Here is a 20,169-nt window from a genome sequence, read left to right as displayed (position 1 = left end):
TCGATGGCGGTAGCGGGACCTACCGGTCCGGTGATGAGCCGGGAGGAGGTGGATCGCGCCCTGGCGCGGCTCGGTTCCGAGTACGAGGCGATAGAGGAGTCGCTGCTCGCGCTGGAGGACCACTCGGGCCGCAGGCTGCTCGAAGGCGCCGAGCTGACCGGCCGCACCAAGGAGCGCTGGGCCGCCGCCGAACCGGCCATCCCCTTGCTGTGGACGCACTTCGAGGCGTACGGCAGTGCGCTGCGTGCCGCCCGCGAGGTACGAGCCCGGCGCCGCTGGCCCTCCCCCGGCGACCTCGCCGAGCTCACCGATCTGCTGCGGGGCAGCGGGGTGACGGTGGCCGGAGGCAGCCTGCCGGACGCGGCCCGTGCCCTCACCGGGCCTGCCAGGCTCAGCGAGCAGATCAGCCTGGAACAGCTCGTGGAGCGGATGAACAGCTGGTACGAGCAGGTCATGGGGGTGGTCACGGCCTCCGACGCGGTCTGGTCCGCACTGCCGGCCCGCATCGATCTGCTCGCAGCCGAGGCGAAACGTGTGCGGTCGCTCGCCGAATCCGTCGGCGTCACGCCGGGCGCGCACCCTTCCGGTGACGACCTGGAGCGGCTGATCGGCGAACTGGCCCAGCTGCGCGCCGAGGTGGTCGCCGATCCCCTCGCCTTCTGGCTGCCGGCGAGGGGCCGGGCAGGTCAGGGCGGCTCCGCGGGACGCACTGACACCGGCCGTTACGACCGCGCCGAGCGCGAACTCGAGGACATCCGCCGCGAGGTGGAGGCCGTCCTGCACGTGCGGGACGACGCTGAGCACCGGCTGCTGCGCCTGCGTGATGTGCTCTCGCGCGCCGACCGCACGCTCACCGAGGCACGCGCCGCGCGCGGCGAGGTGCTCGCGAAGATCGCCGCCTCCGAGGTGCCCGCGGTGAGCGGCCCGGCGGCCGCGCTCCGGGAGCAGCTGGCGACGGCCGCCGACTACAGCCGCTCCGGCCAGTGGCACCGGCTCTCGCCGCTCCTCGACGGTCTCGAACAGCAGGCGGACGAGGAACTGGACAGGGCACGAGCCTCGTTGACCGCGGTGACGGCGCCGCTCGCGGTCCGGGCCGAGCTACGAGGGCGGCTCGACGCCTACAAGGCGAAGGCGGCACGGCACAGGACGGCGGAGGACCCGCTGCTCTTGGAGAGGTACGACCAGGCCCGGCGGCTGCTGTGGAGCGCGCCGTGCGACCTGAAGGCGGCGGAGCACGCGGTGCGCCGTTACCAACAGGCGGTCGCGGATGTGATGGCTCCGGCAGAGGCCGGGCCCGAGGACCGTCAGGGGGAGTCGGAATGAAATGCGGACGTCCTGGCTGCGACGGGACATTGGAGGACGTCGGCGGCGGCGAACTGTACTGCGACACCTGCGGCCTGGCACCGGCGGCAGTGGCCGGCAGCGGCAGCGCCGGCTCCACGCCGTCCACGGTGGCGTCCGGGCGCGGTTCGTCCTCCACCTCGTCCTCCGCCTCGTCACGCACCTCCTCGCGCACCAGCGGCTCGCGTTCCTCCGGTTCGCGCCGGTCGGTGTCGGGGCGGCTGTCACGCGCGTCCTCCGGCGCCACGGCACGTTCGGTGTCGGTGCGCAGCTCACGCGGCAGCGGCAGCAGTGGTCCCACACGAGGCAAGCTGGGCGCCGGCCTGGTCTCCGTACCGCCGATCCCTCGGCCCGACCCGCGCGCGGCGGTGCTCGCCAACCCCGAGGTCCCCGAGCGGAAGCGTTACTGCAGCAAGTGCGAGGCCGCGGTGGGCCGTACCCGCGGCGACCGCCCCGGCCGCACCGAGGGCTTCTGCACCAAGTGCGGCAACCCGTACTCCTTCACCCCGAAGTTGCGGGCCGGAGATGTCGTGCACGGCCAGTACGAGGTGGTGGGCTGCCTCGCCCACGGCGGCCTCGGCTGGATCTACCTCGCCGTCGACCGCGCGGTCAGCGACCGCTGGGTGGTGCTCAAGGGCCTGCTGGACACCGGTGACCAGGACGCGCTCGCCGCCGCCGTTTCCGAACGGCGGTTCCTCGCCGAGATCGAGCACCCCAACATCGTCCGGATCTACAACTTCGTCGAACACCTCGACCCGGGCAGCGGCACGCTCGACGGCTACATCGTCATGGAGTACGTCGGCGGCAAGTCACTGAAGGAGATCGCCAACGAGCGGCGCGGCCCGGACGGCCGCCGCGAGCCGCTGCCCGTCGCCCAGGCGATCGCGTACGGCATCGAGGCGCTGGAGGCGCTCGGCCATCTGCACAGCCGCAATCTGCTGTACTGCGACTTCAAGGTGGACAACGCGATCCAGCAGGAGGACCGGCTCAAGCTCATCGACATGGGCGCCGTCCGCCGCATGGACGACCTCGAAAGCGCGATCTTCGGCACGATCGGCTACCAGGCTCCCGAGGTCGGCGAGGTCGGCCCGTCCGTCGCCTCCGACCTCTACACGGTCGCGCGCACGCTCGCCGTGCTCACCTTCGACTTCCAGGGCTACACCAACGTCTACGCGGACAGCCTGCCGGATCCGGAGAACATCGAGGTCTTCTCGCGCTACGAGTCGTTCTACCGGCTCCTCGTGCGCGCCACGGATCCCGATCCGGGACGGCGGTTCGCGTCGGCCGAGGAGATGGCGGATCAGCTGACAGGTGTGCTGCGCGAAGTGGTCGCGCTGGAGTCGGGCAGGCCGAGGCCGGCGCTGTCGTCGTTGTTCGGCCCCGAGCTGCGGGTGGTGGACACCGAGCTGGTGGCCTCGGATTCCGGTGGAACGGATGCCGCGGGCCCGTTGGTGGCGCGCCTGGACACGCGGGCGAGTGCGCTGGCGCTTCCGGTACCGCGCGTCGATCCGGGCGATCCCAACGCCGGTTTCCTCGCGGGCCTGATCGCCGCGGCGCCCGCAGAGGTGATCAGCGCGCTGGCCGCGGCGCCCGCCGACTCCGTCGAGAGGCGGCTGCGCGAGCTGCGGGCGTGGCTGGAGCTGGACGACCGCCCGTCGGCGGCGCGCGCCCTGCTCGCCCTGGAGGAGCACCACCCGGACGACTGGCGGGTGGTGTGGTACCGGGGGCTCGCGGGCCTCGTCGACGGTGACTTCGAGACCGCCGCGGTGTCGTTCGACGCGATCTATGACGCGTTCCCGGGCGAGTCGGCGCCGAAGCTCGCGCTCGGCATCTGCGCCGAGGTCCTGGGGCAGTTGGACAACGCGGCCGACTACTACGGCCTGGTGTGGAGCACCGACCAGTCGTACGTCAGCGCCGCCTTCGGGCTGGCCCGGGTGCGGCTGGCGGCGGGCGACAGGACAGGTGCGGTCCGGGCACTGGAATCCATACCGGAGTCGTCCATCCACTTCACGGCGGCGCGCGTCGCCGCGATCCGCGCCCGGTTGCGCGCCCGCGCCCCGCAGGAGCCTCTCCTGGACGACCTGTGCGCCTCGGCCGGTCAGGTGGAGGAGCTGGGCCGGCTCGGCATCGACGCGGTGCGCCGCGAGACGCTGTCCACGGAGGTGCTGCACACCGCCCTGGACTGGGTGCTCGCCGGCCGGCACGGGTACGTTCCTCCGCCGGCACCGCAACCGCAGCCGAAGCTGCTCGGCAGCGATGTACGGGAACGGGAGCTGCGCTTCGGGCTGGAACGCTCGTACCGCGTACTGGCCCGGCTCGCCCAGCGCGGCGAGGAGAGGATCGAACTGGTGGAGCGGGCCAACCGCTTCCGCCCCCGGACATGGGTGTAGCCGATGCCGCAACTGACCGTCTGTCCGTCCTGCGCGGAGCGCCTCGAACCCGAGGACAGGTTCTGCGGCAACTGCGGGACGAACCTGGCTGCGCCCCTGTCCCCGGCTCCCTCCTTCGCACCGGCCGCTGCGCGCGACCGTACCGAGGACGGGGACTACGGGCTCGCGCCTCCGGTGGCGGAGGCCGACGGGGACTACGGGCTCGCCCCGCCCACGCGAGCGACCATCCCGGGCCAGGGCTCCGCGCAGGCCGCCCCCTTCGCGGCGCCTGCACCTGCTCCCGCCGGGATCGCCGATCCGCGTGAGACCCTGCTGACGACGGAGCCGGACACGGAACCGGACACGGAACCGGACACCGAGCCCGAGCCGGCGGAACCGGCAAAACCGGCTGCGGCCTGCGTGGCCTGCGGCATCGGCTCCGTGGACGGGGACGGCTACTGCGAACACTGCGGCCACGCCCAGCCGCGCCGACGCGACCACATCGAGCAGGAGTTGGCCCTCGTCTCCGCGGTCACCGACCGCGGCTTGCGTCACCACCGCAACGAGGACGCCTTCGCCCTGGCCGAGGCAACGCTGCCCGACGGCACGTCCGCTGCCATCGCCGTCGTCTGCGACGGCGTCTCGTCCTCCTCGCGTCCCGACGACGCCTCCGAGACCGCCTCGGTCGCCGCGAGCGACACGCTGCGTGCCGCGCTCTCCTCCGGAACCGAGGCGCGTCAGGCCATGCAGGAGGCGCTCCTCGCGGCGTCGGAATCGGTCAACTCCCTCGTCGAAGGCGACACTTCCGATCCCGAGACCAACGCCCCCGCCTGTACCTTCGTCAGCGCGGTCACCACGGGCGAGCTGCTCACGGTCGGCTGGGTCGGCGACAGCCGGGCATACTGGATTCCCGACGACCGCGCCGCCGACAACCCGGCCCGCCTCACCGAGGACGACTCATGGGCGGCCCGGATGGTCGAGGCGGGCCTGCTCTCCGAGGAAGAGGCGTACGCGGACGAACGTGCCCACGCCATCACGGGGTGGCTGGGTGCGGATGCGGTCGAACTCGACCCGCACACCGCGTCCTTCGAGCCCGACCTGCCCGGCATCGTGGTGGTCTGCACCGACGGCCTGTGGAACTACGCCGAGTCCGCAGCCGAGTTGGCGGCCGTCGTGCCGCCCGACGCCCGCACCCGTCCGCTGCACTGCGCCCGCACGCTGGTCGGTGTGGCGCTCGACGGCGGCGGGCACGACAACATAACGGTCGCCGTCATCCCGTTCCCGGCCTCGTCCTGACCGGGTGCCGCGGCATCGCCTCACCTACCGACCGAACCACAAAGACGGGCTGGAGCTGCAAGAGCCATGGCTGTTCTGTCGAAGTCCGAGAACCCGAACATCCCGCAGTTCACCGCCGAGGTGTACCAGAACGAATACCTTCCGGAAGGTGGCCGGGAGGTCAACGCCATCGTCACGGTCACCTCGACCGGCGGCGGCACAGGGGGTCCCCCCGCGAAGCAGGGGGAGGGCAGTGAGGCATCCGGCGCCCGTGCCTACGCTCCGGGCCACGGCCCGAGCGCGGCCGTTGTGATCATGGTGGACTGCTCCGGTTCGATGGAGTATCCGCCCACCAAGATGCGCAATGCGCGCGACGCGACGGCCGCCGCGATCGACACGATCCGCGACGGAGTCTCCTTCGCTGTGGTGGCCGGGACACACAAGGCCGTCGAGGTGTATCCGGGCGGCGGGCGCCTCGCCGTCGCCGACGCCGCCACCCGCGGACAGGCCAAGGAGGCGCTGCGCAAGCTGACGGCGGGAGGCGGCACCGCGATCGGCACGTGGCTGCGCCTCGCGGACCGGCTGCTTGCCTCGTCCGAGGTCTCGATACGCCACGCGATCCTGCTCACCGACGGCCGTAACGAGCATGAGAAGCCGGAGGAGTTGCGGGCGGCGCTTGACGCGTGCGCGGGCCGCTACACCTGCGACTGCCGCGGCGTCGGAACGGACTGGGAGGTCAAGGAGGTCACGGGGATCGCCTCGGCGCTGCTCGGCACGGCCGACATCGTCGCCGACCCCTCCGGTCTCGAGGGGGACTTCCGTCAGATGATGGAGGCCGCGATGGGCAAGGAGGTCGCGGATGTGAGCCTGCGGCTGTGGACGCCGCAGGGCGCGGAGATCAAGTTCGTCAAGCAAGTCGCCCCGTCGGTCGAGGACCTGACGACCCGTCGGGTCGATGCGGGTCCGCGGGCCGGGGACTATCCGACCGGCTCGTGGGGTGACGAGTCACGCGACTACCACGTGTGCGTGGAGGTCCAGCCCGCCGGCGTCGGACAGGAGATGCTGGCCGGGCGCGTCTCGCTCGTCCTGCCCTCCGCGGACGGCGGGGCGCCCGAGGTGCTCAGCCAGGGCCTGGTGCGCGCGGTGTGGACGGACGACATGGCCGCGTCGACGCGGATCAACCCGCAGGTGGCGCACTACACCGGCCAGGCGGAGCTGGCTCAGGCGATCCAGCAGGGCCTGGAGGCGCGCAAGGCGGGCGACCTGGATTCGGCCACCGCGAAGCTGGGGAGGGCGGTGCAGCTCGCGGCGGAGTCGGGCAATGCGGACACCGCGAAGCTGCTGGCCAAGGTGGTGGATGTGGTCGACGAGGCGACGGGTACTGTGCGGCTGAAGAAGAACGTCGACGACGCCGACGAGATGACCTTGGAGACGCGGTCGACGAAGACCGTACGCGTGAAGAAGTAAGCACCCGGGTGGAGTTGGAGGGGAATTCACCGATATGCCGACCTGTCCGAATGGTCACCAGTCGGGGAGTGACGACTGGTGCGAGGTGTGCGGGCTGCGCATGTCTGCTCCCGCGGCGGGCCCCGGCGCATCCGGACCGCCGTTCCCACCCCCTCCTCCGCCGCCCCACGGAGGGCCGCCGCTCGGCGCAGTGGACCCGGACGCCACGGTGGCGGCCGAGAGGTGCCCGAACTGCGGCACGATGCGCGAAGGCCAGGCGGCCTTCTGCGAGGAGTGCCGCTACAACTTCCTCACCCACGCCGCCACACAGAGCCCGTCCGGGCCTCGCAAGCCGCCCCCCTACACTCCCCCGCCCCCGCCGCCGGCAATGCGGCGCCCGGCTTCCCCTCCGGCGCCCGCGCCCCCTCCCCCGGCGCCGGCGCCATCGCCGCCACCGGCACCCGCTCCGCCTCCGACGCCCTCGGTGCCGTACCAGCCGCCGTTCCCTCCGCCGTACTACGAGCGCACCAGTTCACGCCCGTCGCAGATGAACCGGCCCGCCGAGCCGCTGCCGCCGGATGTGACCATCACCGGAGAGAGCGAGGCAGCCGGCGGCGACTTCCTGCTGCCGCCTCCGGCCTATGGCGGTCAGGACCTGTCGGTCGCGGGGCAGCGGGAGCAAGGGCAGGAGCAGCAGCCACCGCAGCCGCAGGCGCCGGAGGCGTGGACGGCGGTGGTCGCTGCCGATCGTGACTACTTCGCGGCGATGATGGCCCGCAGCGGCCCCGACGCCACCGGCCTGTACTTCCCGCCGTACTCGCCGGAACGCTACGTTCCGCTGACGTCCCAGCAGATCACCATCGGGCGCCGCCGCCACAGCACCGGCGAGTCGCCGGACATCGATCTGTCGCGCCCACCCGAGGACCCGGGCGTCTCGCACAAGCACGCCGTGCTGGTCCGCCGCCCCGACGGCGGCTGGTCGGTGATCGACCAGGACTCGACCAACGGCACCACGGTCAACGGTGGCGACCAGCCCATCGAGCCGTTCCAGCCCGTCGACCTGGCCGACGGCGACCGCGTGCACGTCGGCGCCTGGACGACGATCACGCTGCGCCGCGAGTGACGGATCGCGCGAGATCCCACACGTAGCGGCCGTCGGGCTCGTCCAACCACGCCCGCTGCCGTATGCCGTCCACGGTGAGCCCGAACCGCTCACGGCGCGGCCGCCCCTCGCGCTGCCACAGGTCGTGTGCGCGCTCGACGCCGGCCCACAGATCACGCGGCCCGTGGATCCGCACGCTGCCGTCGCTGCCGACATGGGCCCGCGACCCGTCGGCGGCCACGAGGGTCGCCCCGCGGCCGCCGAAGGCCCGAGTGACGGCGGTGTCGGCGAGCATCAGCGACATCACGAACCGGAAGTCGTCGTTGTCGAGCACCCACGGCGGCGTGCCGGTGCGCCGTACCCGCTCGTCCTGCCCACCGCCTGTGCCTGCGTCGTCCGGCTCCCGGGACGGCTCCTGCGCCACCTCCGGCTCCCGGCCCGGGCGGCGCAGCGCGACGAAGTAGGCGGGGGTGCGCAGAAAGCGCCCCTCGGCATGCGCCGCGTCGGCGACCCGCAGGACGACGAGCCCGCCCGCGACCGGCGCGATCACCAGGCCGCCCGGCCGGCACTGCCGCAGCCAGGGCGCGGGCACCGAGGTGAGCTCGCAGGTCGCCATGATCCGGTCGAACGGGGCACGGTACGGGCAGCCCTGCGTGCCGTCCCCGGTGACGACGGTGACGTCCGCGTACCCGGCGGCCGCCAGCCGCTCACGCGCGGCGTTCGCGATGTCGCCGTCGAGGTCGACGGTGGTGACCGCGCAGGCGCCGAGCCGGTGTGCCAGCAGCGCCGCGTTGTAACCGGTTCCCGCGCCGATCTCCAGCACCGTCTGCCCCTCGGACACCTCCAGCGCCTCCAGCATCATGGCCATCAGTGACGGCTGGCTGCTCGACGAGACGAGCGCCCCTGCCCGCAGCCGCGTGATCAGCGGCACGTCCTCATAGGTCCCGGCCAGCCAGCGGGCCCGCCCCGCCGGGTCCGGATCATCGCGGGTGAGCAGCGTATGGCCGCGCCCCGAGCGGCCGGGACGGTAGTACGACGGGACGAACAGATGGCGGGGCACCTCCGCGAACGCCCTGCGCCAGTGCGGATCGGTGAGCATGCCGGCGACGGCGATCCGTCGCACCAGCTCCGCACGGAGCGCGTCCGCGAGCCGCTCCCACTGACGGTGGGTGTCCGTCCCACTCACCCTTCCACTCTTCCACCTCGCATCTGCGACCATGGGGTGCGTGACTGAGATCCCCCGCGGCACGTTGCAGCAGCAGACGTTCTTCGAGGCGGTAGGTGGCGAGGCGACCTTCCGCCGTCTTGTGCACCGCTTCTACGAGGGCGTCGCGCAGGACCCCGTCCTGCGGCCGATGTACCCCGAGGAGGACCTCGGTCCGGCCGAGGAACGGCTCACCCTCTTCCTCATGCAGTACTGGGGCGGTCCGCGCACGTACAGCGATCGGCGCGGGCATCCGCGGCTGCGGATGCGCCACATGCCGTTCAGCGTCGACCGCGCAGCGCACGACGCATGGCTCGCCCATATGCGCACTGCGCTTGACGAGTTGGAGCTCTCCCCGGAGCACGAGCAGCAGCTGTGGGACTATCTCGTCTACGCCGCAGGCTCGTTGATCAACACCGCGGAGTGACCCACATCGCACTGACCCGTATCGCACTGACCCGCATCGGAGTGTGCGCCGTCAGAGCACGACCACCGACCTCAGCACTTCCCCGCGGCGCATCCGGGCGAAGGCGGCCTCGACCTCGTCCAGGCCGATCGTCTCGCTCACGAAACCGTCCAGGTCGAACCTGCCGCTGAGGTACAGGTCGATGAGGACGGGGAAGTCCCGGCTGGGCAGGCAGTCGCCGTACCAGGACGACTTCAGCGCGCCGCCGCGCGAGAAGAGGTCGATGAGCGGCAGCTCGATGCGCATCTGCGGGTCGGGCACGCCGACCTGCACCAGGACCCCCGCGAGATCGCGCATGTAGAACGCCTGGCGGTAGGTCTCGGGGCGTCCGACCGCTTCGATGACGACATCCGCCCCGAATCCGCCGGTGAGTTCGCGCACGGCGTCGACCGGGTCGGTACGCGTGGAGTTGACGGTGTGCGTGGCGCCGAAGCGGGTCGCGGCGTCCAGCTTGGCGTAGTCGATGTCGACGGCGACGACCGTACGGGCTCCGGCGAGCGAGGCTCCGGCGATCGCCGCGTTCCCGACGCCACCGCAGCCGATGACGGCCACCGTGTCCCCCCGGCCGACGCCTCCGGTGTTGACGGCGGCGCCGAACCCGGCCATCACGCCGCAGCCGACCAGGCCGGCCGCCTCCGGGCGCGCCGCGCGGTCGACCTTGACCGCCTGGCCGGCGGCAACGAGCGTCTTGGCGGCGAAGGCACCGATGCCGAGCGCCGGGCTGAGCGGTGTGCCGTCGGCGAGCGTCATCGGCTGTACGGCGTTGCGGCTGTCGAAGCAGTACCAGGGGCGTCCTCCGCGGCAGGAACGGCAGCCTCCGCACGGCGCCCGCCACGCGATGATCACGTAGTCGCCGGGTTGCAGGCCGGTGACGCCGTCGCCCACCGCCTCGACGGTACCGGCCGCCTCATGGCCGAGCAGGAAGGGGAAGTCGTCGGTGACCGCCCCGTCCCGGTAGTGCAGATCGGTGTGGCACACCCCGCAGGCCAGGACCGCGACCAGCACCTCGCCGGGGCCCGGGTCGGGGACGAGGACGGTCCGCACCTCGACGGGTGCGCCTGGCTGCATCGCGACGACGCCACGGACCTCGTGCGGCACAGGCTCACTCCTCCGCTTCTCGATCTCGGAAGAGTCTCACCCGCAGCACGGCAGGAAGCGGGGCAGGCGCGCGGGCGGCTCAGGCCAGTGGGGTGACCGTCAGGCGCAGCCCTGCCGCGTCGCCCGAGGTACGGACGGCGACGGAACCGTACGCGGTCCGCAACCGCAGCCATGGCCCGGAGGTGAACAGCGCGGGCGTCTCCCCGGCGGCCGGCGCCGCTCCGGGTCCCGACGCGTGCGCCATGGCGCGCACCGGACGCAGGAAGCCCAGCGCGTGCGCGGCGTGCACGGCGCGCAACGGCAGCGCGGTCTCGCCGAGCCGCCGCGACCAGATCTCCTCGGCGAGGGCGTCGAGCCCGGCGCGAGTGCGTTGCGCAGGCTCCAGTCCCTCGGTGCGGGCGCGGAATTCGGCGATGACACGCGCCGCCTCCGCGCGCAGCGCATCGAGCGGGATGCCGGCGGTGCGCTGCCATCCGCCGCGCGGCGGCAGCAGCCCCGCCCATGACGGGCCGGTGACCTCGGGCGGCACGGTGACCGTGGCCGCGTTTTCGACGACGGTGTCCAGCAGCCTGCCGGCCGAGACCGTCGCATCGAGGCTCGCGGCGTCGGTCAGCTCCCAGGTGCGGATGGCGAGCACCGCGCCGAACGGCGGGTGCCCGAAGACGGCGAGCGCCGGTCCTGCTCCTGCCGCCTGCAGGCGCACCACGGCGGCCTTGTCCCAGCGCAGCAGGCGGGTGAGGAAGGCGGCGAGGTCCGCCGCCTCCTCCGGCCCGGTCAGGCGCAGCGTCGTCATGCCGCGACGGCCTCCCCCGGCGTCCCGCCGTCGTCGGGGTCGCCGTCCGGGTCGTCACGGTCGTGCCTGTCGTCCCGGTATGCGTCGAGGAACGCGCGCTCGGCCGGGGTGAGCCGGCGCGGGCGCTGCTCGGCCACGTTGTACGGCACGACGACCGTCGTCGCCCGCGCGTACACCTGCTCCGCGTCCTTGATCTCGTAGGCGTAGGTGACGGAGGCGGCGCCCATCTTCTCCACCCACGTCTCGACCGTCACCGGCTCGTAGCGGTGCACGAGCGGGCGGAGGTAGTCGATCTCATGGCGGGCGACGACCGAGCCGCCGGAGAACGATCCGTCCCCCGCCTTCGGCGCCAGCCGGAAGCTGAGGTCGATCCGCGCCTCCTCCAGGTAGCGGAGGTAGACCGCGTTGTTGACGTGCCCGAAGGCGTCCATGTCGGACCACCGCAGCGGGCAGAGGTAGATGTGACGCGCCATCCGCCGATCAGCCCCGGGTCAGCTTCTTGTAGGTGGCGCGGTGCGGGCGGGCCGCCTCCGGGCCGAGCCGCTCGACCTTGTTCTTCTCGTACGCCTCGAAGTTGCCCTCGAACCAGAACCACTTGGAGTCGCCCTCGTAGGCGAGGATGTGGGTGGCGACCCGGTCGAGGAACCAGCGGTCGTGGGAGACGACGACGGCGCAGCCGGGGAAGTCCAGCAGCGCGTTCTCCAGCGAGGAGAGCGTCTCCACGTCGAGGTCGTTGGTCGGCTCGTCGAGGAGCAGCAGGTTGCCGCCCTGCTTGAGAGTGAGCGCGAGGTTGAGGCGGTTGCGCTCGCCGCCGGAGAGCACGCCGGCCGGCTTCTGCTGGTCCGGGCCCTTGAACCCGAACGCGGAGACGTAGGCGCGCGAGGGCATCTCGACCTGGCCGACGTTGATGTAGTCCAGGCCGTCGGAGACAACCTCCCACAGCGTCTTCTTCGGGTCGATGTTGGCGCGGTTCTGGTCGACGTAGGAGATCTTGACCGTCTCACCGACCCTGATCTGGCCGGAGTCCGGGGTCTCCAGGCTCTGGATCATCTTGAACAGAGTGGTCTTGCCGGCGCCGTTGGGGCCGATGACGCCCACGATGCCGTTGCGCGGCAGCGTGAAGGAAAGGTCGTCGACGAGCACCTTGTCGCCGAACGCCTTGTTCAGGTGGTCGACCTCGACGACGACGTTGCCCAGGCGCGGGCCCGGCGGGATCTGGATCTCCTCGAAGTCCAGCTTGCGCGTCTTCTCCGCCTCGGCGGCCATCTCCTCGTAACGCGCGAGACGGGCCTTGGACTTGGCCTGCCGCCCCTTGGCGTTGGAGCGGACCCACTCCAGCTCTTCCTTGAGCCGCTTCTGCCGCTTGGCGTCCTTCTGCCCCTCGACCTTGAGGCGGGCGGCCTTGTTCTCCAGGTACGTCGAGTAGTTCCCCTCGTACGGGATGGCCCGGCCGCGGTCCAGCTCGAGGATCCACTGGGCGACGTTGTCGAGGAAGTACCGGTCGTGGGTGACGGCGACGACGGTGCCCTGGTACTTGGCGAGGTGCTGCTCCAGCCACTGGACGGACTCGGCGTCGAGGTGGTTGGTGGGCTCGTCGAGGAGCAGCAGGTCGGGGGCCTCGAGCAGGAGCTTGCAGAGCGCGACGCGGCGCTTCTCACCGCCGGAGAGGTTGGTGACGGGCCAGTCGCCGGGCGGGCAGCCGAGGGCGTCCATGGCCTGTTCCAGCTGGGCGTCGAGATCCCAGGCGTTGGCGTGGTCGAGCTGCTCCTGGAGCTTGCCCATCTCTTCGAGCAGCTCGTCGGAGTAGTCGGTGGCCATCAGCTCGGCGATCTCATTGAACCGGTCGAGCCTGGCCTTGGTCTCGGCCACGCCGTCCTGGACGTTCTCCAGCACGGTCTTGGACTCGTCGAGCGGCGGCTCCTGCAGCAGCATGCCGACGCTGTAGCCGGGACTGAGGAAGGCGTCACCGTTGGAGGGCTGCTCGAGACCCGCCATGATCTTCAGCACGGTCGACTTGCCGGCGCCGTTCGGTCCCACGACGCCGATCTTCGCGCCGGGCAGGAAGCTCAGCGTGACGTCGTCGAGGATCACCTTGTCGCCGTGGGCCTTGCGAGCCTTGCGCATGGTGTAGATGAACTCAGCCAAGAGAAACCGTCCGGCAGATCTGGGGGGTGGGCAGATACACCCCATCTTGCCGTACGGCGGGGGCGGGGCGGAAACGGGTTCGCCGACGCCACGCCGCTCGCTTCTGACCTGCGTCGCAGGGGTGGGCCACCCATGGTCGCCCGTCGTCGTTGGTCACCTTCGGATGCCGTGCGGGATCGGGCGGCCCGCCGTCATTCCCCGCCGTTCCCCTGTGCTGCCCACCGGATCGGGCACGCAGGGGTTACCGTCTGTCCTCGGCTTCTTCCGCCTCCACGATGCCCTGATGCGTGATGTACGCGAACAGCGGTGTGTCAGACCCAGGGGTTTCCTCAACGCGGATGTATCCCTCGCCTGCAAGGTAGTCGCAGGCGTCGCCCATCGCGCGGTCGTCGGCGTCCAGGTCGTTGCGGAGCGCGCGGGTGTCCACCCGGACCGACTCGCTCGCCTCAGATCGCCGGTAGATCTCTTGCAGCGTCTTGGCCCGGAGAGCGCGTTTGGCTGCAATGTCAACCATTCCGCTCCTTCGCTAAGGCTCGCCCTTTCAGCGTAGATCAGGCGGCCGGGGAAGGATGTGCAGACTGCATCCGAGAGGACCTGCCCCAGGTCCTGCGGGCGGTCGGGCGGCGGGCGGTGCGGAGAGACTTTGGGCGGAAGCTGCCACGGTGCGAGAGACGGGCCGGCTCCTCACCCGCCCGCGATAGGCCCGATCGGTCCCGATGCTCACGAACAGGGAGCGAAACTGCAGCTCTTAGAGGGTTAACAGTGGTGTTGACCCTAGGAGTTAAGACTGGCAGACGGCCACGCCCATGACGGCCCGGAGATGGCCCAGGCCGCCTGACACGGCTCCTCACCGGTGGGAAACCTGCTGGCAAGGGGGTGTTTCATGCCCGGATCCGGCGAGCAATGCCCCTCCTTACCGTACGGCCGAGGCGGGACGGGGCAGACGGGATGGGGCGGGCGGGACGGGACGGGACGGGGCGGAAACAGGTGGCCTCGCGGCACCGGGGGAAGCCGGGGCCTGGGGCCGTGGCCCGCACCGCAGGCGGCACGGACCACGGGTCAGGCGTCACTTCCCCCGGGTTACTCCCTGGCGGAGGTGGTCTTGCGCTTGCGGAGGAAGAAGACCATTCCGCCGCCTATCGCCACGAGGACGACGGCCGCACCCGCGAGGTACGGGGTGGCGTCGCTGCTGCCGGTCTCGGCGAGGTTCTTACCGTGACCGCCGGCGGGCGTCGGCGCGGGTGCCGGGCTTGCCGAGCTGCCGCCGCTGCCTGCCGTTTTGCAGTTCAGAACACCGCTGAAGGTCTTCTTGAAACCGCCCGGGCCGGTGATCGTGATCGCGTAGCTCTGGCCCTCGGCCACCGGGACGGTGATGGTCTGGGACTTGCCCGCCGCGACCGTGTACTCCTTCCCGGCCAGCTGGAAGTCGAATGCCTCGTCACCCTGGTTGGTGGCAGTGACGTCGACGCCGCTCTTGGCGCAGTCGACCATCGCGGAGACCGCCGGTATCGCGCCCTGCTTCGCCCACGTCGCCGTGGCCTGCGCGCTGACCGTGCTGTCGCTGGAGCCGGCGAGGATCTGCAGCTGGCTGGCCTGCTTACCCGTCTGCTCGTCCCGGACGTCCTTGAACACCCGGCCTACCGGCACAGCGGTGGTCGCTTGGACATCGAGCGTGGCACTGCCCGCCGGGGTGCCGGACGGGACGTTGAAGTACAGCTGCTCGCCGTCGGCCGCCGAGGTCACCGGCTTGCCGTTCTTGTCGACCACGGTCACACCGGAGCCGGCAGACTGCGAGGAGAGGCCCACCTGCGCGCTCGCCGCGTTGGTGTGCACGGTGACCGGGCCTATTCGGGTGCCGGACTTGCCGGAGACGGCCGGCGGGGTCAGGTTCAGCGATGCCTGAGGCTCGGCGGTGGTCTGTGCGGTCTTGGTGAGGTAGTCGGCCAGTTTCTCCGCGGCGCTGTTGTTCGCGGTGGCGTCGGCGTTGTCCGAGTAGCGCCAGATCGCGACCTGGGTGCCTGCGGCGGCCAGCTGCGGGGTGAGCGGGCCGGAGCCCGCTTCCTGTGCCAGCTGCTGAAGGTCGTTGATCTGCGGATACGAGTGATGCAAGATCCATTCGATCTTGCCCGAGTTCGGGTTGACCCCCAGCGAGGACGAGGCCCAGGGGACCTCCTGGTACTGGGCCTGCGGCTGCGTGGAGTCGTGAAGGTCGATGCAGTACGTGTAGATGGTGCCGCCGCCGGTCACGGACATCTGGAACAACCCAGCTTCCACCTGGAAGCTGTTGGCACCGTCGTTGATCGTTGCCCGGTCGAAAGTGGTCAGCTGGCCGAGTGTGGCGGTCGCACCGCCGGCTGCCGGGGCCGGGTCGTCGGCGAGGGCGGACCCGGCGCCGGATATCGCGCCTGCCGCGAACAGGCCAGAGGCCAGCACGGCGGCAGCAAGGCGGGCGGTACGCCGCCTCCCTACAGTGAACATGGATTTCCCCTCCGCGCGAGACGGGTCATAAGCGCTGTCTCGCCAGCAAGTTCCGGTCCCCCGTGGCTACCTGACGGATCCTAGGAACCAGCCGCACCACGGCCGTCGAGAATCCCGGGCGACAACCGATCCGACTCTGAATCGTTATCGGAAGGAGGCATGACCTGGGAATTATCGATAAATTCACCGGCCGACTTTCACGTCTCCACTGGAACAGAATCAATAAACCACCCTTTCCCCGCTGATCGCTCTATCCATGTGCACAAGCAGTGAAGAGGATGAAAAGGATCAACCCGGCACCGGCTCGGGCACCTCGTCGGGAGCCGCATCCTCCTGCTGCCGCAGCTTCTGCGGCTGCGGCTCCACGAGCTCCGGACGCGCCCTGACCACTCGCCGGAACGCCGCGGTGCCGCGGCTCAGGTCGTGCCCCACCGCCACCGCCTCGATCGCGACGGTGACAGAGATCTGCCCCTTCTCCTCGCGCTTGTCGTCCCGTTCGAGCACCCGCAGCCGCCCCTGCACGATCACCGGTTCGCCGACCCCCAGCGACGCAGCGAGATTCTCACCCAACATCCGATACGCCCACACCGTGAAAAAGCTGGTATGGCCGTCGGTCCACCGGTCGGCCACCCGGTCCCACCGACGCTCCGTCGTCGCCAGCCGGAACCGTGCCATCGGCACGCCCGACACGGTGTTCTTCAGCATCGGTTGTGTGGCCACGTTCCCCACGACGGTCACCAGAGTCTCGCTCATGGCACTGCCCTCCCCCTCGTAGAACTCCGAACTTCGAACTCCGAACTCCGAAGTCCGGGCTTCGTACGCACCGTTGGCCGGTACGTGAGAACAGCGTGCACCCCGACGCCGGAACCGTGCCGGGCCGGCCCGAAATCTGTGGACCACCGGCCGACTGTGGATAACTCGCCCACCCCTCCGGGTGACTTGGAGCCGTCCTCACCCCCCCGACGCCACCCCGTACTGCTCCCGCACCTCGCGGTAGCGCAGCAACTCCGCGGCCACCGGCTCCAGCACCCGCGCACGCCCGCACTCCGCCGCCGCGTCACGCAGCCGCCGTTCCACGTCCTGCCCGTACCGCCGTGCCGCTCCCCGGCTCCCCGCGCTGCACACCCAGGCCAGTACCGGCCCTCCGCACAGACCGACCGCGAGCAGCGCCGCCGGCATCCACAGCACCCCGACCGCAACGCCCGCGCGCACCCCGGGGCCGGCCCCCGCCCCCGTCAGCAGCAGCCCGAGACCGCCGACCACCCCGGCGACCGCCAGCACCACCAGCGCCACGAGCACCCACTGCACTCCCCTCGCGGCCGCCCACCACCGCGGCCACTGCGTCTCCCCCTCCTCCGCCCGCTCCGCGGCCTCGTCCAACGCCTCCGGCAGCCCCCGCTCCCCCCGCCGCGCCGCCTCCCGCACCGCCTGTGCCCACGGCGCGGGCAGACCGTCCGCGGCGGCGTCGGCGACGCATCGGACGGCTTCGGCAACCGCCGGCCGCACCGCCGCAGGCGCAGGGGCGGGCGCGATGCGCCATTGCTCCTCGCGCGCGCGGCCGGCCGCGCGCGACGTTCGGTACCCCCTGACCAGCAGCCGTACCCAGGGCACCCCGCAGGCCCGCCTTGCGGCGTCCACCCAGTCGCGTTCCGCGGTCTGCCCCGCCGCCGTCGCCCCCACGGCCTCCGCCAGCCGATCGGAGAACTCCTCACGGGCCTCGTCCGTGAGCCCCGCCCTGCCGCGTCCGACGAACGCCGGCCGCAACCGCGCCGCAGCGAGATCCACATCGGCGGAGAGCCGCCGGTCCGCAGCCCCGCGTTCGGCCACGACCTGCGCGATCGCGGACCGCACCTCCTCCATACCCTCGCCCGTCGCGGCCGAGGCGGCCACCACCACGGCACCCGCCTCTCCGTACTCGCCCACCGCGAGCCCGTCCTCGTCCAGCAACCTGCGCAGATCGTCGAGCACCTGCTCGGCGGCCTCGCCCCGCAGCCGGTCGATCTGGTTCATCACGATGATCGTGACGTCCGCGTGCCCGGCGAGCGGCCGCAGATACCGTTGGTGCAGCACCGCATCCCCGTACTTCTCGGGATCGAGCACCCACACCACCACGTCCACCAGCTCCAGCAGCCGGTCCACCTGCTGCCGGTGCTCGGGTACCGCCGAGTCGTGGTCGGGCAGGTCGAGCAGGACGAGCCCTTCGAGACCGGCGTCCGGGCCGCCGAATCTGGTGTGCACGCCGTCCAGCAGGGCGCGCCGCCCGAAGCGCGCCTGCGGCGGGATGCCCAGCCGGTCGAGCAGCGCGGTCGCGCCGCCCCGGTCCCACGCGCATGCGACGGGTGACGCGGTGGTCGGCCGGCGCACGCCGGTCTCGGAGATCTCGATCCCGGTCAACGCGTTGAACAGCGAGGACTTGCCGCTCCCGGTGGCACCGGCGAGCGCGACGACCGTGTGGTCGCGGGAGAGCCTGCGTCGCTCCGCGACGCGGTCGAGCAGCGCACCGGCCTCGGCGAGCGGCGCTGCGTCAACTCTCATACGGGACAGGCCCAACAACTCCCCGAACGCGTCGACGCGCTCCTGCAGCCGGTCGCCGCCCACGTTTCCGCGCGCGTCTGCACGCACGCCTCCCCGGACGCCTCCGCGGACGCCTCCGCGGATGCCTCCGCGGATGTCTTCGGGCAAGCGGACCGTACTGGGCACCGGTGTCATCACAGCACCTCCTGTTCCCGGGGTCTGCGCAGTTCCTGGACATTCGACATCTGGCTATTGCGGAGCACGGAGAGCGCCGCGATCAACGAGGCCTGCTGGCCCGCCGGGGCGTCGAGGGCGTCGAGCGCCGCGAGCCGGCGGTCCCGTTCGGCGCACAGCAGCCCGCTGCACATCTCGTCGAGCTCGTCCCGCGCCCGGTCCTGCAGGCGCAGGGCCGTGTGCACCCCGAGCATCTCGGCGAGCCGCTCCCCCGCGGCACCGCCGTGCTCCGCGCCGCCCAGCAGCACGGTCGCGAGCAGCGCCGCGACCTCTTCGGGATCGGCGGGTGGGCGTTCACGGCCGCGCGCGAACCCGGCTTCCTCGTAGGCGAGTCCGGTGAGCGAAGCGCGCCACTGACGGACCGCTTCCGCGGTGCGCCAGGCCACGGCCTCGTGATCCGGCTCCCACTCCGACACCGCAAGCAGCGCCTCCCCAGCCCGGTCCCGCCGCCAGGCGTCGGCCGCCCCGACGTCCGCGTCGTCGACCGCGGTGCGCAGCAGCACCTCCACTCCGTCCGCCAGCGCGTCCTGCAGCGCCTCGGGACCGCACTGCGGATAGCCCCGCCACCGCACGAGCGCCTCGCCCGCGAGCGCCTCGCCGTCCCGTACCGCCTCCGTGACGTGCGTCACCGCGGCCGCGTACGCGTCGGCGACGTGCGCCGACAGCCGTACGACCGCCGCGTGCTGGGCGGCCGAGGCCCCGGCGAGGGCGGGAAGCGTGGCCCGCAGCGCCGCCAGGGCGCCCTCGGCGGTCCGGCGGGCCGCGGCGCGGCGCGCGAAGGGGTCCTCGCAGCAATACCTCAGCCACTCCCGCAGTCCGGCGACGGCCGTGCGCGGCAACAGCCCGCCGCCGTCGGCGGATTCGGGAAGCTCCGGCACGGTGAACCGCGGTACGTCCCCGAGCCCGGCCCGCTCCAACAGCGCGCCGTAGTGGCGGGAGACCTCGCCGGCGATCTGGTGCGGCACCCGGTCGAGGACGGTGCCGAGCGTGGCGTCGTACTCCTTGGCGGAGCGCAGCAGCCGCCACGGCAGTGCGTCGGCGTAACGGGCGGCGGTGGTGACGAGGATCCAGATGTCGGCGGCACAGATCAGCTCGGCGGCGAGCTCGCGGTTGGCGGTGACGAGCGAGTCGAAGTCGGGGGCGTCGAGCAGCGCGAGACCGGACGGCAGCGCATCGGCCTCCTCCAGCCGCAGCCAGGGTTCGCCGTCGCCATCTCCTTCGCCGTACGGCTCCGCCTGCTTCCCCCGCTTCTCCGGCGGACCGCCGGGCCTGCCGCGCGGGAGTGAGGGGAGGATCCGCCCGTTCTCGAACCACGGCCGGTCGTGCGGGTGGCATACGAGCACAGGGATACGGGTAGTGGGCCGCAGCACGCCGGCCTGGGTGACCCGGCGCCCGACGAGCGAGTTCACGAGCGTCGACTTCCCGGCGCCGGTCGACCCTCCGACGACGGCAAGCAGCGGCGCTTCGGGCCTGCGCAGCCGGGGCACGAGATAGTCGTCGAGCTGGGCGAGCAGATCCTGGCGCGTGCGGCGGGCCCGGAGGGCACCGGGCAGCGGCAGGGGGAAACGTGCGGCATCGACCTGGTCGCGCACCATCGACAGGGCGTCGAGCAGTTCGGGCCGTACGTCCAAGATCGCCACAGGCGAAGAATGCCCAAGTTTGGTGGCTTTTTGAAGCATATTCGGTGCCTATCCGCCATGCACG

Annotated in this window: 16 protein-coding genes; 6 read left to right on the top strand and 10 right to left on the bottom strand. The window is 71.7% G+C overall.

Annotation, left to right across the window (positions count from 1 at the left end; translation table 11 throughout):
- The first annotated feature begins 3 nt into the window (after positions 1-3).
- The 5 genes from NGB36_RS15030 (at position 4) to NGB36_RS33440 (ending at position 7,554) form a co-directional block, all read left to right on the top strand.
- Positions 4-1,323 carry a hypothetical protein gene (locus NGB36_RS15030; RefSeq protein ID WP_255920776.1) on the top strand — a complete coding sequence of 440 codons (1,320 nt, stop codon included), beginning with the start codon at positions 4-6 and terminating at the stop codon, positions 1,321-1,323.
- Complete coding sequence (locus tag NGB36_RS15025) at positions 1,320-3,731, top strand: serine/threonine-protein kinase (protein WP_255920775.1); 2,412 nt, start codon at positions 1,320-1,322, stop codon at positions 3,729-3,731. The genes NGB36_RS15030 and NGB36_RS15025 overlap by 4 nt, the downstream gene beginning before the upstream one ends.
- 3 nt (positions 3,732-3,734) lie before the next feature.
- A complete protein-coding gene (locus NGB36_RS15020) occupies positions 3,735-5,006 on the top strand; it encodes a PP2C family protein-serine/threonine phosphatase (RefSeq protein ID WP_255920774.1) in 1,272 nt (423 codons plus the stop codon).
- Between the two features lie 66 nt (positions 5,007-5,072).
- On the top strand, positions 5,073-6,452 hold the full coding sequence (locus NGB36_RS15015; protein WP_255920773.1) for a vWA domain-containing protein: 1,380 nt from the start codon (positions 5,073-5,075) through the stop codon (positions 6,450-6,452).
- Positions 6,453-6,915: 463 nt separating this feature from the next.
- Positions 6,916-7,554 (top strand): FHA domain-containing protein, encoded by a 639-nt coding sequence (locus tag NGB36_RS33440; RefSeq protein WP_308288855.1) that lies wholly within the window; start codon positions 6,916-6,918, stop codon positions 7,552-7,554.
- Here the strand turns inward: NGB36_RS33440 and NGB36_RS15005 are convergent.
- A complete protein-coding gene (locus NGB36_RS15005) occupies positions 7,535-8,719 on the bottom strand; it encodes a methyltransferase domain-containing protein (RefSeq protein WP_372509444.1) in 1,185 nt (394 codons plus the stop codon). The two genes, NGB36_RS33440 and NGB36_RS15005, sit on opposite strands and share 20 nt — an antisense overlap.
- Positions 8,720-8,759: 40 nt before the next feature.
- Between NGB36_RS15005 and NGB36_RS15000 the strand changes: the two genes are divergently transcribed.
- Complete coding sequence (locus NGB36_RS15000) at positions 8,760-9,164, top strand: globin (RefSeq protein ID WP_308288854.1); 405 nt, start codon at positions 8,760-8,762, stop codon at positions 9,162-9,164.
- Positions 9,165-9,215: 51 nt separating this feature from the next.
- Here the strand turns inward: NGB36_RS15000 and NGB36_RS14995 are convergent, their stop codons facing one another.
- From NGB36_RS14995 to NGB36_RS14955, 9 genes are all read right to left on the bottom strand, one after another.
- On the bottom strand, positions 9,216-10,301 hold the full coding sequence (locus NGB36_RS14995; RefSeq protein ID WP_255920770.1) for an S-(hydroxymethyl)mycothiol dehydrogenase: 1,086 nt from the start codon (positions 10,299-10,301) through the stop codon (positions 9,216-9,218).
- A gap of 79 nt (positions 10,302-10,380) precedes the next feature.
- On the bottom strand, positions 10,381-11,094 hold the full coding sequence (locus NGB36_RS14990) for a DUF8185 domain-containing protein (protein ID WP_255920769.1): 714 nt from the start codon (positions 11,092-11,094) through the stop codon (positions 10,381-10,383).
- The gene (locus tag NGB36_RS14985) at positions 11,091-11,567 is read right to left on the bottom strand and encodes an acyl-CoA thioesterase (protein WP_255920768.1); all 477 of its coding nucleotides are present in this window, start codon (positions 11,565-11,567) and stop codon (positions 11,091-11,093) included. Before NGB36_RS14985 ends, NGB36_RS14990 begins: the two co-directional genes overlap by 4 nt.
- A 7-nt stretch (positions 11,568-11,574) precedes the next feature.
- Positions 11,575-13,239, bottom strand: coding sequence for an energy-dependent translational throttle protein EttA (gene ettA, locus NGB36_RS14980; RefSeq protein ID WP_255920767.1), 1,665 nt, complete (start codon positions 13,237-13,239; stop codon positions 11,575-11,577).
- A 241-nt stretch (positions 13,240-13,480) separates the two neighbouring features.
- Positions 13,481-13,753 (bottom strand): hypothetical protein, encoded by a 273-nt coding sequence (locus tag NGB36_RS14975; protein ID WP_255920766.1) that lies wholly within the window; start codon positions 13,751-13,753, stop codon positions 13,481-13,483.
- 566 nt (positions 13,754-14,319) lie between these two features.
- On the bottom strand, positions 14,320-15,717 hold the full coding sequence (locus NGB36_RS14970) for an LAETG motif-containing sortase-dependent surface protein (protein ID WP_255920765.1): 1,398 nt from the start codon (positions 15,715-15,717) through the stop codon (positions 14,320-14,322).
- Positions 15,718-16,005: 288 nt separating this feature from the next.
- Positions 16,006-16,470: a single-stranded DNA-binding protein gene (locus NGB36_RS14965; RefSeq protein WP_255920764.1), complete on the bottom strand. Its 465-nt coding sequence runs from the start codon at positions 16,468-16,470 to the stop codon at positions 16,006-16,008.
- A gap of 198 nt (positions 16,471-16,668) precedes the next feature.
- Positions 16,669-18,426 (bottom strand): GTPase, encoded by a 1,758-nt coding sequence (locus tag NGB36_RS14960; protein ID WP_372509443.1) that lies wholly within the window; start codon positions 18,424-18,426, stop codon positions 16,669-16,671.
- Entirely contained in the window at positions 18,426-20,105 is a 1,680-nt protein-coding gene (locus NGB36_RS14955; RefSeq protein ID WP_255920762.1) for a dynamin family protein, read from the bottom strand. Before NGB36_RS14955 ends, NGB36_RS14960 begins: the two co-directional genes overlap by 1 nt.
- Between the last annotated feature and the right edge of the window lie 64 nt (positions 20,106-20,169).

This window comes from Streptomyces humicola (assembly GCF_024436035.1).
Classification (GTDB): Bacteria; Actinomycetota; Actinomycetes; order Streptomycetales; family Streptomycetaceae; genus Streptantibioticus_B; species Streptantibioticus_B humicola.
Note: the sequence above shows the minus strand (reverse complement) of the source record. Positions and strands in the feature narration are given on the sequence as shown.